Origin of the sequence: Chryseobacterium ginsengisoli (assembly GCF_039542325.1) — a bacterium.
Taxonomy (GTDB): Bacteria; Bacteroidota; Bacteroidia; order Flavobacteriales; family Weeksellaceae; genus Chryseobacterium; species Chryseobacterium ginsengisoli.
This window is the reverse complement of sequence record NZ_BAABHX010000001.1, coordinates 810,348-828,681: the sequence shown is the minus strand read 5'-3', so window position 1 is coordinate 828,681 and position 18,334 is coordinate 810,348. Positions and strand designations below refer to the sequence as shown.

The following is an 18,334-nucleotide window of genomic DNA, read 5'->3' as shown; positions in this document are numbered from 1 at the left end:
AAATTTCGTGTTATCGATAAAAAAATTAGAACAATTCGTGTTTAACCTACATTTTCTTTCCTGCAAATTTATTTAGTTTCATCGTCAGAGAAAACATCACATAACGTTTTAAAATTAAGTCTTCACGGTCTTCCACATAAGAAGCTGTAATTGTTCTTCTCACACTTTGGTTTTGGTTCAAAATGTCATAAACCTTCACTTTTGCAGTGAATTGTTTTTTGTAAAAAGAATATCCTAAACTCGTATTCAGAAAATAAAAATCTTTCTTGAAACCCGGAGCAATATTCGAACTTGTATTGTATTCAAAGTCATTTTCAAAAACTAAGTTTGTTTTTAGAAAATAATTGGTAAGTTCCAGTCGAAAAGTCTGATATGTGTTTTTTACACTTTCAGTGTTGTAATTTTTATAATCGGAAAACGAATAATTAACGTTATAAGAAGGTTTTATATAAATTTTATCCTTTCTGTCGTATGTTAGATTAATTCCGGGATTAAAAGTGTAAGAATTTCCGGTAAACATTTGTCCGTCGATAAATCCTTGGTTGTATCTGTAATTCAGGTTTACTCTTGGGCTGACTGTGAATTTATTCTCACCCCATTTGAAGGTTTTACTCAAACCGCTTCCGAAATTCACACTTTTATTTCCGCTGATGTTGGCGTATGTCACAGATTGTTTCCCTGAGTCGTCATAATAAGAAAAATTGGCTGTGTCATTATTACTGTAAATAAAAGTCAGATTAAAATGATAATTGAGGTTTTTCGGAACATTGAAATTACTGAAATAAACTGTTGTTCTGTTGCTCCATACATTTTTAAGATCGGGATTTCCTCTATAAGTTACCAATGGATTCGATTCATCAAGATACGGAATCAGCCTTTCTGAAGACGGAATCGTGAAACTTGCTGAATTGTAAATGTTTAATCTTGAGTTTTGCGAAAGTCGATATTGCAATCCTGCATTATAATCGGGAAGTGTAAAGTTTCTTCGTAATTCATAATATTTTCCGTTAAAGATGGAATTGTATTTCAAATCTGTGAAATTTACATTTAAAGAAGCCCATACATTGAATTTCTGCTTATTCAGTTCAATACCGATTTGTGGTGAAAGTTGATTGCTTTTTTCGTCCGAATTGTTGGATAAAACTAGATTGTAGTTGGAATACTGTCCTGTAATTTTATCAAAATCATTAACAGTTCTGTCATTTATCGAATTTTTTGAGTCATAATTTAATCCAAAACTTATATTTAAAGAATCTGTGATTGGCTCTGTATATTTTGCATTAAAAGAATAATTATTGTTTTGTGCTTTGGTTTGAGTCAATTGATCTCTGATGTCTCTTTTTGTAACATCTTCAGCTCCATTCACGTAAAATAATGTTTGAGAATTAACGAGACTTTTATTTTTGTTTTGTGAAATCGAAGTATTTAAACTTGAATAAAAAATTCTTCCCTTCTTTCCAAATTTTCTTGAATAATGAATATTAGGACTAAAATTATTACTTTCCGAGTTGGAATTAGTTGAAGACTGACTTTCATTAAGCAATTCGTCATCTTTAAAAGTGATCGATTTTCCTGTTCTGAAACTCGTGGTTTTTGAATTTGAAAAAGCAGGTGAAAAGTAAATAGTGCTTAAAGTATCCGGTTTTATTTTCAGGGATGAATTAAAATTATACTGTTCAGATTCGTTTTCAGCCTGATTTTCTGAGTTCGTTTTTAAATTATAGTTAGTAAGAAAAGTTGTTTTTGCAACTTTTGAGGCAGTTTCCAGATTGGTGTTTGTTCGTGTAATTCCCAATGCATCAAGTTCAATTTCTTTGCTTAATTTATCACTGTAATTCACACCGATCGTTGTCGATTTCTGAATACCTTTCATGGTATTTCCGGCTTGGGAATTTCTAGAATTTTTCCCCGTATTATCGCCGGAATCACCTTGCGAATTGATATTATTGGAAGAAAGTACCAAACTGACCTTGGTCTTATCTTTAAAATAGCTTAAAAATCCGTTTCCTTCATATCTTTTGTCAGAACCATAACCTGCAGTAAGTCGGGAAAGGAAACCTTTATTTTTCTTTTCGTCAATATTAAAATTGATCGTCGTATTTTCAGATTTCGGAATTTTTCCGGTAAGTTCTTCCTCTTTGGTTTTTGTGGTGGTAAACTGTATGTTTTTAATAATATCTGCAGGAATATTTTTCAAAGCAATTTTTCCGTCTTTATCGAAAAAAGGTTTTCCGTTGATCATAATTTGATCTACATCTTTTCCATTGACAGTAATTTTTCCGTCATTATCAATTTCAACACCGTTGATATTCTTTAATAATTCCTCGATATTGCTATTGGGACGAACTTTTATCGCATTGGCATTGAATTCAATCGTGTCTTTTTTAATTTTTACGGGAGAAACAGTAATTTTTACTTCTTCAATATCTGTGATTTTACTTTTATCAAGTTCAATATTTTCAAGATCTATGGATTGATTTATTTTATCAAATTTTTTAGAATAAGAAATTAATTTCTCTGCATCGATTTTTAAGATTGACGATTCGGTAAGTTCATTTGTTTTTAGTGAAAATTTTCCTTCTTTGTTGGTAGAAGTATAATTAATGACCGATGAATCTTTTTGTTTTAATAAATAAACGGTTGCATTTTCCACAGGTTTCTTTTCGAAATCCGTGACTTTTCCATTGATGCTCAGCTTTTGTCCGCTTACTATTAAAAAATTAAATGAAAAGAGCAGCAGCCATAAAATTTTCTTCATTATATGTTTTTGAAGGCGCTAAAATATAAAAAAACATCCCTAAAAAGGGATGCCTATATTTTAAATATTGTTAAATCTTGCGAATTAAGCTTTCAAATATCTTGAGTAAGCGTAACCTTCCTGCCCGTCGTCAGTTTTCACTTTCCACCAGTCGTCAGAAGTTTGCTCAATTAAAGTTACCGAAGCTCCTTTTGCAGCTTTACCTACAACTGCAGCTTCTGTAGAGGGCTCTTGTCTGATGTTTAGGTTTGATTCGTCAGTTGCAACTGTAAGAGCAGCACCTGCAGCAAGTCCTGAAACCTGTACATCGATGTTGATATCTGAAGCAGAATAAGTAGAATCGATTGCGCCTAAAGCATTCCAAACTGCATCTTTTGCTGCAGTGTTTGAAGCAGCTCCGGAAACGTAAAGAATTCCATCTTGCTCCTGAACTTGTAGATTAGAGATTCCTGCAGATTGAGCAGCAGAAACTACGCTTGAATATTTATCTTGTAATGTGCTCATTTCTAATTATTTTACTGTATAGTTATAATTTACTTTTCCAACTTTCAAAGCATCTACAGATTCTTTTACTTTTCTTGCATTAGCAGAAGATACAGTTCCTGTAAGAGTTAATTCTCCGTTTACAACTTCTACTTTTACACCTGGAATATCTTTCACTGCATCCTGAACTTTCTGTTGTACAGCAGGATCTACAGCAGTTGTAGTCTGAACTGGCGCTACAGTTGCAGCAGCAGGAGCTACAGTAGCCATATCCATTACTTCTTTTACACCGGTAATAGCCTTCAATTGTTTGATCATTGCATCTTTAGCTTCCTGAGTTTCGAAAGTTCCGCTCAAATGAGCAACTCCCTCTTTTACTTCCACAGAAGCGTTCGGGTTAGATACTACTACAGTAGTAGCCTGAGTTTGAAGATCAGCATCAGAAACTTTCTTCTTACAAGAAACAGCCCCGAAAGACACAGCTACAGCCAATGCAGCCATTGCGATAGTTTTTTTCATAGTTGTATATTTTTTAATATGTTAATACGAGTAAATGTAATAATAAAATTCATACCAAAAGAATAAAATTAAAATAAATTTTCATGAAATTTCTTGCAATATTTTATTAATCAGATAATTAATTTTAAAGGATAGTTGATTTAACATAATATTAATTGTCTTTAAAAATGAAATCTTACACCAATTGTAAAAATATTATATTTGCGAATCTTGAAACATATATATGAAAGGACAGAATAAACTATTTATAGCAATTATTATCGCACTTGTGATCGGTGTCGGAATTGGCGGATTTGTGCATACTCAGTATCCGGAAAGTGCAGAACCTTTTTCTAAAAATATAAAACTTCTGGGAACGGTTTTCATCCGTTTGGTTCAGATGATCATTGCTCCTTTGGTTTTCACAACCTTGGTTGTCGGAATTGCAAAAATGAGTGATATTAAAATGATCGGAAGAGTAGGAACAAAAGCAATGCTTTGGTTTATTTCCGCTTCGTTGGTTTCCCTTTTCATTGGTTTAATATTGGTCAACTGGCTGGAACCGGGACATATAACAAAACTTCCGATTCAGGATGCGGCTTCCGCAGAAGAATTGTTGAAAAGCAGTAAAGGATTTTCGATGGAAGATTTTGTAAAACATATTATTCCTAAAAGTATTTTTGAAGCTTTTGCAACCAATGAAGTTCTGCAGATTGTGGTATTTTCTATCATGTTTGGAATTGCTTTGGCAAATTTGGGCGAAGAATATTCTCAACCTGTTATTAAATTATTCGATATTGTAGCTCATGGAATTTTGAAAATGGTAGGTTACATTATGTGGTTTGCACCTCTTGGAGTTTTAGGAGCAATTGCAGCGGTTGTCGCGACCAACGGTTTCGAAATTTTTAAAGTATATGCCATTTATTTAAGAGATTTCTTCTTTGCATTGGCGATTCTTTGGCTGGTGCTTTTATTAGTTGGATACTTAATTCTTGGAAACCGTCTTTTCGAATTATTAAAAAGAATCAAAGCACCTTTATTGATCGCGTTTTCTACGACAAGTTCAGAAGCTGTTTTTCCTAAATTGGTTGAAGAGCTGGAAAGATTTGGCTGCAACAATAGAGTAGTGTCTTTTATTTTACCTTTAGGATATTCTTTCAATCTGGACGGAAGTATGATGTACATGACTTTTGCATCAATTTTCATTGCTCAGATTTATGGAATTGAAATGACAGTCGGTCAACAGATTACTATGCTTTTGGTATTAATGTTGACATCAAAAGGAATTGCGGGAGTTCCGAGAGCTTCTTTGGTAATCATCGTTGCAACGTGTTCTATGTTTGGAATTCCGCCGGAAGGCATTGCCCTAATTTTACCGATCGACCATTTCTGCGATATGGGAAGAAGTATGACCAACGTTCTTGGAAATGCTTTGGCAACTTCTGCCGTTTCAAAATGGGAAGGACAGCTGGAGAATCATGGAGGAAATATGTAAAATATAAATTTAGCTTAAGCTAATGAATGGTCAATGGTGAATTTTTTATCTTCATTATTGACCATTTATTTTTTATTTGAAGCTTGATCCCGCTTTCCATTATATCTTTTTGGTTACGGGTTCCGCTTCGCTCCACCCGCAACCAAAAAGGATGTCATTCCAATCGGGGCTAGAGTTGTTGCCCTTCTTTAAAAATTTGTCATTGCGAACCGAAGGTGAAGCAATCTCATAGAAATTTAATAATTAAAAAGATTGCTTCGTCGCTTTGCTCCTCGCAATGACACCAAAATTAATGAGTGAAACGCCTTTGCGACCAAAAAATATTCTTAATCATTTTAAAGAAAATCTTTGCGATCTTTGCGTTTAAAAATAGATTCAAAATAATCAAATGAATTTACAAAATCACAAAAACTCAATTCAAGAAAATGGCTTTACCGTCATCAATAATATTTTTTCTAATGAAGAAATAGAAAAAATGAGTGAAGTCATTCAAAATATAGATACTTCCAAAGAAACATTTAGAAAGTCGGAAGATTTATTTGCGATCAGACAGTTTTTAAAGGAAATTCCCGAGATTAATGAATTGATTTTTAATGAAAATATTAAAATGATTATCAAAGAAATTTTTGGAGAAAAATATTTTGTAGTGAAAAGCATTTACTTTGATAAGCCTGAGAAATCTAACTGGTACGTTGCTTATCATCAGGATTTAACAATTTCTGTTGATAAAAAGATTGAATTGCCCGACTTTGGACCTTGGACGACAAAACAGAATCAATTCGCAGTTCAGCCACCTTTGAATATTCTTGAAAATGTTTTCACCATAAGAATTCATCTGGATGATACTGATGAAAATAATGGAGCTTTGAAAGTCGTTCTGAAATCCCATTCAAAAGGAATTTACAGACCGGAAACCATCGACTGGACTGTAGAAACTGAATCAATCTGCAATGTAGAAAAAGGTGGAATAATGATCATGAAACCTTTAATTCTTCATGGTTCCAACAGAACAACCAACGGAAAGAAAAGAAGAGTCATCCACATCGAATTTTCTGATATGGAACTGCCGGAAGAACTAAACTGGTCGGAAAGAGGTGTTTTCGAAAAAATGAATTAATTATTTATATTTTTCTACCACTTTACCTAAATAGGCTTTGTATTTTTCACTGATCGGAATTCTTTCATTTCCAATCGTGAGCGTATTTTTTCCGATACTTTGGAGATGTTGAAGCGAAATAATATGCGAATTATGAACCCGGATAAAATTCTCAGATTCAATTTTTTCCATAATGGATTTCATGGTTTGATGAACGATTAATTTTCTAGTTTCCGTGTAAATAATAATGTAATCTTTTAAGGCATTGATTCGGGTAATTTCGCTTAAATTCAATTTTACATCTTCATTATTGGAACGTACAAAAATGAAAGATTCTTTAAAGAAATTCTGTGTAGTTTTTTCGTGTAAAATTTTAGAATTATTGTGCAGATTATAACTTTTATAGATCGCTTTTAAAAAACGTTCAAACGAAAATGGTTTCAATAAATAATCTGTGACATCCATCTCAAAACCCTGTACTGCACAGTCATCATAAGCTGTGGTGATGATAACGTCGGGAAGCTTATTGAAGCTTTTTAAAAACTCTATTCCGGTAATATTGGGCAGATTGATATCAAGAAAAATAAGGTCGATATTCTCACTTTGCAAAGTCTGGATCGTTTCCTGAATGTCATAACAGTTTTTCACCAGATTTAGGAACGGAATTCTTGAAATGTATTCCTCAATAACGTGATGAGCCAGTTCTTCATCGTCTACAATTATGCAATTCATCTTTAATTCAGTTGAAGTTTTAAATTAACTTTATATTCAGAGCCATTGTCATTTATATCTAGTTGATATTTATCGGGATACAAAAGATTCAGCTTCATTTTGGTATTTTCTATTCCCAGTTTGCTGTCATCGGATTTTTCGTAGTTTTTATTTTCGTAGAAATTTCGGATGTCAAAATCCAGCAATCCATTGTTTAAATTTACTTTAATATCTAACGAACCTTTTCTTAAATCTGCATATTTAAAAGCATTTTCAACAAAAGTTAAAAGTAATAAAGGCTCAATTTCGTAAGATTCAAAATTGCCTTGAAATTCATAATTCAGATTACTGAATTTATTAAAACGAATCGACTGGATCTCAATGTATTTCTTGATGTTGGTAATTTCGTCATTCAGATTATTTTTATGCAGACTTTTATTGTTAAGAACATAACGCATGATATCAGACAAAATTAAAATAACTCTTGGTGTATCTTTTGACTGAATAATTGATAATGAATAAATACTGTTCAGTGCATTAAAAAAGAAATGCGGATTAATCTGTTCGCGCAAGATTTTCAGTTCACTCGACTGTCTTTCAAATTCTAAGGCTTTGATTTTTTTTCCGTTTTCCATCCATTTATCGACAAAGAAAAGCAACGTGCTGAAAATCATTGAGAAAAGCCCGATCCGAAAACATATGTCATAAAAACTTATTCCATTATGAAAAGGTTTCATTCTTTCGTTTTTTGGAAAATCTTTCGGCGAAAATGGCGGATGTTGAGGTAATGGCGGCATAAAAACAATCATTAAAGCCACATAAATAACAACAAATGAAATCGTAATGACAAGAATTCTCTTCGGACTCTGCCGAATGATAAAAGGCAGAAATATGTAATAACTGATATAAAATAATATGATGGAAATTAAAAATAATTTAATGTTCATCGGAAGAAGAAAATTCCCGAAAACGGAATAATCCATGATCAGTTTAAAGAAAATAAGAATGATCCAGATGATCCAATGGTAAATGTAAGTGGTTTGTATTTGTCGGAAAAATGCTGTCATAAAATTGTATCTGATTGTTTTGTGCACAAATTCCCTCAATAAAATATTGAAGGAATTTTCATTGTAATTAAAGCATCTAATATTCTATCTTCATAGAATCCAGTTCATGTATAGAAATTTTTGGGAATGAATATTTTTCTATTTTATTCACAACAAGATCTGCTGTCTTTTGTGCGTCTGTTTCGTTTTTAAAACTTTTCTCTCCCTGTATTGCAGGAATAAAAGGCTGATTGATCATGATCTTCTGTTTTTTTAAGATCTGATAACCATATCCGGAATTTTGTCTTGTGATTTTAATTTCCAGATTGCCATGTTTTTTTCCACAACTTATCAGCAAAATTCCTGTGCAGAACAATGATATCCAAAATTTATTAATCATCATCATTTTCACTTTCGTTTGGATGGAAAACCCAGATGTCATCAAAATAAGACGAACCGCTGTTTCCGGTAAGTACATAACCATAATTTCCTATTGAAAATGCACATGCACTTTCTCTGGCAGAACCTTCAAATGCCGTTCTCTGCGTCCAGTCGTTGGTAGAAGGATCATATTCCCACGTTGTAGTTCCCACTCCGCCTGAAGAACCTGTTGCTACATATCCCAAACCATTGGCTGCAAAAGCTGCGGTTGAAGTTCTGTTTTGTGAATCATCATCGTTGCTTGTATCAACTTTTCTTGTCCAAGTTTCAGAAGATGGATCAAATGCCCAGAAATCTGAAACCAAACTTCCGTTGTTACTTCCAAATCCGACATAAGCGATATTATTAATTACGAAAGCCGCTCCGTCTCTTCTTTTTGAACCTCCTAAACTGTTAATGGAACTCCATGTTGAGGTTGATTCATTGTATTTATAAAAATCTTTAAGTTCGCTTCCATCGTATCCTGTTCCTACATAGCCGTAATTTTCTATTCCGAAAGCTAAAGCTGCATATCTTTCAGTTCCTGGAAGATCGGCGATCTGGCTCCAAGAGTTTGATGAAGGATCATATTTGTAAAAATCTTTTAATTTGTTTAATCCATCATATCCTGTTCCTACATATCCATTAGAATTGGTGGCAAAACCTACGGCAGAACTTCTTTTTGATCCCGGAAAATCCGCTTTCTGAGTCCATGCATTTACATTAGGATCATAGCTCCAAAGATCATTGTAATAATATTCTCCGTCATACCCTCCGGTGATGTATCCTTTTCCGTTTACGACAAATGCAGAAGCATTGGAACGAGGTTTACCGTCCAGATCCGAAACTCTTACCCAGTTTCCTATAAGTTCATCATCGTCATCATCATTTCTACAGCTTGTTACTAAAAATGTTCCTACAAGAGTAAGAGCTAAGATTGAAAGTTTACCATTCATTATTCATTCTTTTTTGTGCAAATGAATTCCATTCCGAAGTATTCTGAAAATTTATTAGACGAATGAGCCTTTTTTATAGTCAAATACCATGATTTTTATGACGGATGACGTATGTCTTTAAAAATCAATAAATATCTAAGCGAATCTCGTCGTTGTCTACAACTAATGATGAAAGGGAGAATAAATTTTACTTTATTACATCTTCATTATATGTTTGCGAAAAAAAGATGTATAAATACTTTTTATTATGTATTTCAATGATGTTTTTATTTTCATGTGAAGATGAAACCAATACTTATGATGTGGGAAGTTCCTGGATTGATGCTCAGTCGAAAATCGTGATGATTGATACATTGACCATGAAGATGTCGACAATTATGATGGATTCTACAATAACTTCCGGAAAAAGCGTCATGATGATCGGAAATATAAAAGACCAGACTTTTGGGAAAGTAACCTCATCTTCTCTTTTTGAACTTAATCCTTCAAGTTATACATTAACATCTCCGACAAGCGCAGTTTTTGATTCAGTCGTTATGTATCTTACAAATACAGATTTTTATTACGGAGATACACTTAAAACATATAAACTTAATGTTCATCCTTTAACGGACAGAATTAAACTAAATAACGGATATCTTTATAATAAGAGTAATTTTAATTATTCATCTAATTCCATCGGAAGTGCGGAATTTTATCCGAGACCAAATACAGACAGCAGTTATGTGAAAATCAAACTGGATCAGTCTTACGGACAGACACTTTTTAATACATTAAAGAACAGTTCGGTTACCAATCAGGAATATTTCCTTAATTTTTATAAAGGTTTGGCGCTTGTTCCTTCTTCTGATAATAATGCAATGCTGCGTTTTGGGATCAATTCTTCTTATCAGGTTCAGGTTAATAAAAGTACAAAAGAAAAAGTTTCAAATGTAGTGAGAATGTATTATCACACCACTTCACAAAACGGAACCGAACTGGTAAAATATACATTGGATCTTAGTCCGAGTACAAGTTATCAGTACAATAAAATTCAGAATGATTTTACAGGATCCGAACTGGCAAACCTTACACCTAAAAATCCAATTCCTTCTGCCAATTTAGGAAACAAAACTTATCTCATGGCGGGAATCGGAGTGTATACCAAAGTGGAAATTCCTTATTTAAAATCACTGAAAAATTTATATGAAAATTATAAAATTATTGACGCCACACTTTCGGCAAGTCCGGTTGCGGGATATTATTCCAATAATTTTTATAATCCAAGTCCGCTTTATTATTACGTTGGTGATAAATTAAACCATTTGGTCAGCAATTATACTTCCGACGGAACCACGGAAATTACTACAACTTTATCGAACAGCAGCGAGTTTCAGAATGAGCATACTTATAATTTTTCCATGAAAAGTTATGTAAACACCATATTGACAGAAACGGTAAACTCAAATTACAATACGTTGATTTATCCTTCTTCATACGCGGATGTTCTGTGCGGGAAAACGGTATTCGGAGATCAGAAAAATAAAACAAATCCGGCGAAACTGAAGATTTATATGTTAGGATATTAATGCAGAAAAATTTTATGAACAGAAAAAATAAAACAGCAATAGGCTTATTATTCTCATGTGCTTTTGCATCCGGATTGTATGCTCAGAATTCGTCGCCTTATTCGTATTTTGGAATAGGAGGTTTTAATGATGTAGACGACGCCAGAAATATTGCATTGGGAAATACAGGAATCGCTTTGGATGCGCCGGATTATATTAATTCTAAAAATGCTGCGTCAATGACAGGTCTTACTACACGAAATGTCGTTTTCAATGTAAGCGGAATTTTAAAATATAATACAATTTCCAGCAATCAGGGAACGGATAAAAGGCTGAATTCCAATTTTACGAACTTCAGTGCAGCTTTGAGAATTTCAAAAAAAGCTTTTGTCGGGATCAGTATGCAGCCAACAACTTCTTCGGATTATAAAATTTCATCTACCATACCAATCGAAGGAACTACTAGCGAATATCCCATTACCTACGAAGGAAGTGGCGGACTTTCGAACTGGGGAATCAGTTTGGCGTATAAAATTAATGATAATTGGAGTTTCGGAGGAAAAGTAAAGAATAATTTTGGTACGATTGTCCGTAAAGAGACGATTACCACAACTTCTGAAGTAGAGATTAGTCGAAGTGTAAGATATACAGGATTTAGCTATAATCTGGGAACGCAGTACAAAAAAGATTTTACAGATAATTTCCAGCTGACTTTGGGCGGAATTGTGAATTTTGGAAGTAAACTTGTATCCAAAAGAGAAGTTTCCTATACCGAAAATCAGGATTATACAAACACGCTTACCTCAAAACTTTCGTCAAAAGATTCTTCACTTCCTTTTGAGATGGGGGCAGGATTCAGCATTTTAGCAAAAGAAAGATACAGAATGACATTCGATTTTACCCAAAGCAATTGGGATAAGGTAAAAAATACAGAAACTTCGGAACAATATTACAGACAAAATACATATGGTTTAGGTTTTGAAATTCTTCCTGAAAAAAAACGTTTTGAGAAACTTTCAGAGGCATTTACTTATCGTTTCGGTTTAAATTATGACACAGGATATTATAAAATAAACAAAGCTGAAATCGATAAACTGGAAGCAACAGTGGGATTGGGAATTCCTTTAAATAATGTAGTTCTCAATGTCGGTTACGGATACGGAATTCATGGTCTGCAGAAAAATGCTGCCATTAAAGAAAATTATCACATGCTGAATATCAGTATGAATGTTCTGAATACTTGGTTTAAGAAGCATTATCTTGATTAAATATAATAGTTTCAGCCTAAGCGTAAAGTATTCAGGAAATCTTAGTGCAAAAATAAAGTTTTATATTAAAATTGATTAAAAAAATACCCTTCGAAATTTTCGGAGGGTATTTGATTTTATTATATTGATTGTTTTATTTCACAGAAATCTCATCAATAAAGATATAAGCGTCTCCACCCGCACCTTGATGCCACTCCGGAAGTTTCCCGAAATGATAAGCTTTTACTTTCACATAACGAGCCTGTGTAGGTAAAACTTCAGCTGAAAATTCTTTTACCTGAGCTGTTTCATCTTTTGGATCAAGTGTATTGTCAACAGTTTTTAGTAAGATGAAATCTTTGCCATTGTTCGAAACATAATATTCGACTTTTTTAGGTATTAAAATCCATGCTCTGCTGTCCTGAAGATATGTTGAAGACAACTGCGTGATCTGTTGAGGTGACTTCATGTCGATAATTGCTTCAAAAGTCTGTCCCTGATAACCCAACCATTCTCCTTTTCTCCAGTTGGCATCGCCGTTTATTCCATCAATCAAAGACAGTTTTCCGCTTGCTGTATATTGTGGAGTAGGTGTTGAATTTACTGTAATGTCCCAATTATTCGGTCTTCTGTTGAAATTTGCTCTTACAATCGAACTTTTTTCGCCATTTCTTTCTGCATATGCTGCAACTTGGGTTGTTCTTGTAATGGTGAACGGACCTTTATAAGCTGTAAACATTTTTCTCACATTCGCATCACCTTCATCCAGAGTCATGAAATAAATTTTGTCATCAGGATTCAATGCAGTGATTTCGACTTTTGTATTTAAATCAAAAATTCTTGCTGCAGAAATAACAGGAGTTGCCGTTAATTCATCATATTTAAAATCTTTGAATGATTTTGCATTTTCAAAGCCAAGTTTTTTAAGCTCTTCTCTGCCTGTATTTTTTGTGATTGTTCTTGTTGTTCCGTCTTCCAGATGGATTTTAACCTCATCAAAATAAGGTTTTGTCGTCTGCCATTCCGGTAATCCTGGAGTTACAGCATAAATTCCCATTGAACTTAAAATATACCAAGCGCTCATTTGTCCGCAGTCTTCGTTTCCGATCAAACCATCCGGAGCATTTTTGTAATAATTATCAAGGATAAATTTGATTTTTGCATCCGTTTTTTCAGGTTTCCCTACATAATTATAAAGATAAGCAATGTGATGACTCGGCTCGTTTCCTTGTGCATATTGACCGATCAAACCTGTGATATCAACCTGCTCTCTTCCTGTAGTTTTGTCAGGAGCTGAGAAAATAGCATCAATAAATTGCTCAAATTTTTCTTTTCCTCCGTGAGCAGCGATCAACCCAGGAATATCTTGCTGAACAGAATAAGAATAATGCCATGAATTTCCTTCTGTATAGTTGTTGTTAACCTCTCTTGGCTCAAACGGTTCGTACCAGTTTCCGTTCTTTCTTGGCTGCATAAATCCATTCTTGGGATTGTAAAGGTTTTTCCAATTCTGAGAACGTTTCATGAAATACTGATAATCTTCTTTTTTGCCTAAAATTTTAGCCATCTGAGCAATACACCAATCGTCATAAGCATATTCTACGGTTTTAGAAACACTTTCATGCTCATCATCAATGCTGATGAAATTATTTTGTTTGTAAGCATTTAAACCAAAAATATCAAGCATCGCAGAATTTTTCGAAGCCTGGAATGCTTTTTCGTAATCAAAACCTGTGATTCCTTTTGCCATCGCATCTGCAATTACAGAAACTGCATGATAACCGATCATACATTCCGTTTCATTGGAAGCCAGCTCCCAAACCGGAAGTTTTCCGCCTTGTTCGTATTGTTTAATGAAAGTGTTAACGAAGTCTGCCGTTCTTTTTCTGTCAATTAAAGACATCAAAGGATGCGCTCCTCTGAAAGTATCCCAAAGTGAGAAAACAGAGTAGTAATCGAATCCGTTTGCCATATAAAATTTGTTGTCACGGCCTCTGTATTTTCCGTCAACGTCCATGTTGATATTCGGTTGCGTGAAAACGTGATACATTGCCGTATAGAAAACCGTCAGCTTATCTTTATCGGAAGATTTAACTTCAATTTTTGATAATTCTTTGTCCCAGTCTGCAACTGCTTGTTTTTGAATAGATGCAAAATCAATTGACTTTCCTTCAGCTAACATATTTTTTCCTGCACCTTCATAACCCGTCGTAGAAACCGCCACTTTTACATTGATCTTTTCTCCTTTTTTAACTGTTGTTGAAAATGCCAAAGCCAATTTTGTTCCTGTGAAAAGATTATTTTCATCTTTTCCATTAACCTGTTTTTTTGAAATTTTCATTGGTTTTGAAAACTCAATTCTTGCGTAAATGTATTGATTGGTTGCCCAAGCTTCACTTCTACGGAAAACCTCAATAGTTTTATCGTCGATGATTTTTACTTCACCTTCCATTAATTTATCTCTGTGATTTAGATCTAAGATAATGTTTGCATTTCCTGCATTATTGAAAGTATATTCATGATAACCAACCCTTTTTGTCGTTGTTAAACGAACGTCGATGTTGTTTTTGTCTAATTTAACGGAATAAAATCCTGCCGTTGCTTTTTCATTTTTGTGTGAAAATTTTGATGAATAATCTTTATTATTCAAACTTGGTTTCCCCATTGTCGGCATCAGCATAATGTCACCGTAATCCGAAACTCCCGTTCCGTTTAAGTGGGTATGTGAAAAACCGTAGATCACAGAGTCAGAATAATGATAACCGCTGCAACCGTCCCAACTTCCGTCTACTCTCGTATCAGGAGAAAGCTGAACCATTCCGAACGGAACAATTGCTCCCGGAAACGTATGCCCATGACCACCCGTTCCTATGAAAGGATTTACATATTGCGAATAATTTTGGGCTTGTAAACAAAAGGAAGTCAGAAAAAAAAGTAAGATGAATTTTTTAGAGTTCATTAGTTTGTTTGATGTAATTTTTACTTGATATAGATGGTGACAAATCTAACAAAATTTCATTAAATATTATGATAAACGAATTTGCATGAAAGATTTATTGGGAATCACCCAAAAGTGCTATGAAAATCAATGCAAAAAATGATTAAATTTGATATAAACTAATAAAAAATTGTACCATGAATATTCCACCAAAAAGGATAACTTGGAAGTCTGTTTTCCTATCCAATCCATGAAAAATATTTTTTGTTAAAAATCTTTCTTGATTATCAGGAATTGTGAGCACTACAGATATTTTTCTGTCTGAAGTTTGATTGATTTATTTCTAAAAACCATCACCATCAATACCATATTATTATCATGGAAATACTTTTCTATATTTTATTGCTTGCTGCGTTGGCTTGTTTTATATTTTACTTTAAAGATTTTTTGCCTGCAAAAAAAGTGACAATTTTCAGACAACAATATAGCGACAAGTTCTTATATTATTTTAAGCCTCAAAAACCTGTAAAATGGTTCGATTTTACGGGGCTTATCAATACATTCAGAATGGTTTCTCTTTCTGCGGATATTCTTTCGATTATTGATAAAAGGGAAGTTCAGACTGCGATGGGAAAGGATTTGGGAAGTGAACTGATCGACAATGATTTTAATAAAAATAAAGAGGAATTCTGGTTTGATTTTATCGCAGATACAGGAGACGGTTTTGATTCTACAACAACTGTTTTTTATCATTTAACGAGAGATAAATATACATATACTTTTAAAAATGAAAAAGATAGGGATAAACAAGATGAGCACGAAATCACCCTGAAAAAAGGTTCAGCTTTGGTTGTGGGAGGAGATTTGGTGTATCCTCTCGGTTCGGAAGAACATTATAGGGATCGTTTCAAAGGACCATTGAGATTTGTCGCTCCGGATAGAGGAGGATCGGGACCGATACTTGTTGCTACGCCAGGAAATCACGATTGGTACGACGGATTAAGTGCTTTTTTCAGGTTAATGTGTCAGCAAAGTAAGATCGGTAATTACAAAACGGTGCAGAACAGAAGTTATTTTGCGTATGCTTTACAAAAAAATGTACATCTTTTTGGTATTGATAATCAGCTTTTGGGAGATATTGATATTCCTCAGATGACTTTTTTTACAGAATATGTAAAGAAAATTTCAGCGAAAAACAGAAAAAATCATGTTATACTTTTGATTGCAGAACCTTATTGGTACAATTATGAAATCAGCGACCGTTATCAGAGAAGGCAGAGAATGGACAGTCTGGAGTATATTATTCGGACGATGCAGGAAGCGGTGAAAAAAATGGAAGTTTTTAATGTGAAATCAGAGCTTATTTTTGATGTTGTGGTGACGGGAGATATTCATCATTATTCGAATTATAAACTGGATAAAAATACTGAAGGTTATGATCAACAAATTAAACATTTTATAACTTCAGGCGGAGGTGGAGCTTTTGGACACATTACAGATTTTTTAAGAGAAAATATTAAGATTCCTGTATTGCAAAATGCTACTACAACATCTTTGGATTACAACTTGGGAGAAATTTATCCTTCAAAAGAAAAATCGTCAAAAAAAACTTGGTGGAATCTTCTTTTTTCTGCTGTTAATTATGAATTTACCGCTTTGATGTTGATGCTTTCTTTTGTAATAACATACATTTTTTGCTGTACAGATTCTATTCTCACATACTTGGTTTTATTTTTACTTCCCGCAATATTAAGTCTGATTATCAGTAAAGTTACCAATCACGAATGTTCGAATAAAGAAAGATGGATCACCGGGATTTTACGTTTTGGTTTGTTTGCATTGTCTTTTGCTATTCAGTTATTTATACTTGATGAGTTTCCACATTATGATGCAAGTAAAATAGGTTTTCTAGCCGATTCTAATCTTCCATTTTTAAAAACAGAGAATATAAAAGATTTTCTGAAAATTCCTTTAGAAAATAAATATTTCCTTTTCCAGTGGATCGCATCAGGGATTTTACAGTCTGTTCTTTTTGGTTGGTACATACTTTTCGGATATCATTTTTTCAAATTGTATGTTACGGAAGTTTCGTCAGGAAAAATAAACACAGGAAAGAAGAATTTTTTGAAATTTAAAGTGACTGATAAGGAAATTGTCATTTATGTAGTTGTCATTAAAAAAGCCTATAAATGGATGGATTTACTGAAAAACAAAAAAGCATCCAGTGTACAAAGAGAAATGAGTTCAAAAGATCCAAAAAGATTTATACGAGATAATTTTAAACCCGATCCTGATAATAATGTAAGAATCATCGATAAAATAACCATAAAACTATAACGTCATGAGTACAAATTCAAATAATCAAAATGGAGGTCCGGATGAAGCCCTGATCTCTTATCAGCAGCTTAGAATGTTCATCGGTTTGTTAGGACTTTGTCTTTCATTAATGCTTTTTCTCACAACGTTTTTACTGAAGGATGAATCTCCGTTTAAATTAAGCATCAGTCACTATTATTACAGTTTCGGACATATTATTTTTGTAGGAACACTTTGTGTTATGGGAGGATTATTCGGAACATACAGAGGCAAAAATAAATATGAAAACCTTGTTTCAAATCTTTGTGGAATTTTAGCGGTTTTAGTGGCTGTATTTCCGACAAAATTTGACGGATATAGCGGAAGTATCTATTTCTGTCTGGAAAATTACAAAGGATGGTTTTCTTACGTACATTACGCCAGTGCAGGATTGCTTTTTGCTCTTTTTGCCGTCTATTGTTTTGCATTTTTCCCGAAAACTAGTGAGATACCGGAAACTCCTGAAGAAATATTAAAGAAAAAAAGAAGAGATATTTACTACAGAATTTGCGGCTTCGGAATTATATTAAGCGTTTTGTGCATCGGAATGATTGCTATTTTGAAGATTAACAAAGACACGATTGAATCGAGTGTATTTTTAACATATTCCACTTTGATCTTTGAAACAACTTCTTTGTTTTTCTTTTCCACTTCATGGCTTTTAAAATCAAGCTCGACATGGAAAATAAAAGTGCCGTTCTTCAGATAAAATATAGTCTAAGTGTGTTAATTTACAATAAAATTCAGTTTTGCAAAAGAAAATATCTATCAGTGTCTTTACTTA

Annotated in this window: 14 protein-coding genes; 6 read left to right on the top strand and 8 right to left on the bottom strand. The window is 33.5% G+C overall.

The genetic code is table 11. From position 1 onward, the window contains the following. Positions 1-46: 46 nt before the first annotated feature. The 3 genes from ABD940_RS03880 to ABD940_RS03870 form a co-directional block, all read right to left on the bottom strand. Positions 47-2,758 carry an outer membrane beta-barrel protein gene (locus ABD940_RS03880; protein ID WP_345200432.1) on the bottom strand — a complete coding sequence of 904 codons (2,712 nt, stop codon included), beginning with the start codon at positions 2,756-2,758 and terminating at the stop codon, positions 47-49. Positions 2,759-2,842: 84 nt separating this feature from the next. Further along, on the bottom strand, positions 2,843-3,262 hold the full coding sequence (locus tag ABD940_RS03875; protein ID WP_345200431.1) for an SH3 domain-containing protein: 420 nt from the start codon (positions 3,260-3,262) through the stop codon (positions 2,843-2,845). A gap of 6 nt (positions 3,263-3,268) precedes the next feature. Continuing rightward, on the bottom strand, positions 3,269-3,760 hold the full coding sequence (locus ABD940_RS03870) for a BON domain-containing protein (protein ID WP_345200430.1): 492 nt from the start codon (positions 3,758-3,760) through the stop codon (positions 3,269-3,271). A 223-nt stretch (positions 3,761-3,983) separates the two neighbouring features. On the opposite strand from ABD940_RS03870, the gene ABD940_RS03865 reads away from it, so the two are divergent. Together ABD940_RS03865 and ABD940_RS03860 are read left to right on the top strand one after the other, a co-directional pair. Next, a complete protein-coding gene (locus ABD940_RS03865; protein WP_345200429.1) occupies positions 3,984-5,234 on the top strand; it encodes a dicarboxylate/amino acid:cation symporter in 1,251 nt (416 codons plus the stop codon). A gap of 388 nt (positions 5,235-5,622) precedes the next feature. Continuing rightward, entirely contained in the window at positions 5,623-6,351 is a 729-nt protein-coding gene (locus ABD940_RS03860) for a phytanoyl-CoA dioxygenase family protein (RefSeq protein ID WP_345200428.1), read from the top strand. Here the strand turns inward: ABD940_RS03860 and ABD940_RS03855 are convergent, their stop codons facing one another. The 4 genes from ABD940_RS03855 to ABD940_RS03840 form a co-directional block, all read right to left on the bottom strand. After that, complete coding sequence (locus ABD940_RS03855; RefSeq protein WP_345200427.1) at positions 6,352-7,062, bottom strand: LytR/AlgR family response regulator transcription factor; 711 nt, start codon at positions 7,060-7,062, stop codon at positions 6,352-6,354. A gap of 2 nt (positions 7,063-7,064) precedes the next feature. Further along, complete coding sequence (locus tag ABD940_RS03850) at positions 7,065-8,108, bottom strand: sensor histidine kinase (RefSeq protein WP_345200425.1); 1,044 nt, start codon at positions 8,106-8,108, stop codon at positions 7,065-7,067. Positions 8,109-8,184: 76 nt separating this feature from the next. Next, a complete protein-coding gene (locus ABD940_RS03845) occupies positions 8,185-8,493 on the bottom strand; it encodes a DUF4907 domain-containing protein (RefSeq protein WP_345200424.1) in 309 nt (102 codons plus the stop codon). Continuing rightward, entirely contained in the window at positions 8,480-9,463 is a 984-nt protein-coding gene (locus ABD940_RS03840) for a Kelch repeat-containing protein (protein ID WP_345200423.1), read from the bottom strand. The genes ABD940_RS03845 and ABD940_RS03840 overlap by 14 nt, the downstream gene beginning before the upstream one ends. Positions 9,464-9,690: 227 nt before the next feature. Here ABD940_RS03840 and ABD940_RS03835 point away from each other — a divergent pair, with 227 nt between their 5' ends. After that, the gene (locus tag ABD940_RS03835; RefSeq protein WP_345200422.1) at positions 9,691-11,031 is read left to right on the top strand and encodes a DUF4270 family protein; all 1,341 of its coding nucleotides are present in this window, start codon (positions 9,691-9,693) and stop codon (positions 11,029-11,031) included. Positions 11,032-11,045: 14 nt separating this feature from the next. Then, positions 11,046-12,278 carry a BamG family beta-barrel-assembly machinery protein gene (gene bamG / locus ABD940_RS03830; RefSeq protein WP_345200421.1) on the top strand — a complete coding sequence of 411 codons (1,233 nt, stop codon included), beginning with the start codon at positions 11,046-11,048 and terminating at the stop codon, positions 12,276-12,278. A 133-nt stretch (positions 12,279-12,411) separates the two neighbouring features. Here bamG and ABD940_RS03825 read toward each other — a convergent pair whose 3' ends face one another. Continuing rightward, the gene (locus tag ABD940_RS03825; RefSeq protein ID WP_345200420.1) at positions 12,412-15,216 is read right to left on the bottom strand and encodes a GH92 family glycosyl hydrolase; all 2,805 of its coding nucleotides are present in this window, start codon (positions 15,214-15,216) and stop codon (positions 12,412-12,414) included. A gap of 357 nt (positions 15,217-15,573) precedes the next feature. Here ABD940_RS03825 and ABD940_RS03820 point away from each other — a divergent pair, with 357 nt between their 5' ends. Beyond that, complete coding sequence (locus ABD940_RS03820; protein WP_345200418.1) at positions 15,574-17,532, top strand: hypothetical protein; 1,959 nt, start codon at positions 15,574-15,576, stop codon at positions 17,530-17,532. Between the two features lie 4 nt (positions 17,533-17,536). Continuing rightward, positions 17,537-18,259, top strand: a complete 723-nt coding sequence (locus ABD940_RS03815; RefSeq protein ID WP_345200417.1) for a hypothetical protein — start codon at positions 17,537-17,539, stop codon at positions 18,257-18,259. The last annotated feature ends 75 nt before the right edge of the window (positions 18,260-18,334 follow it).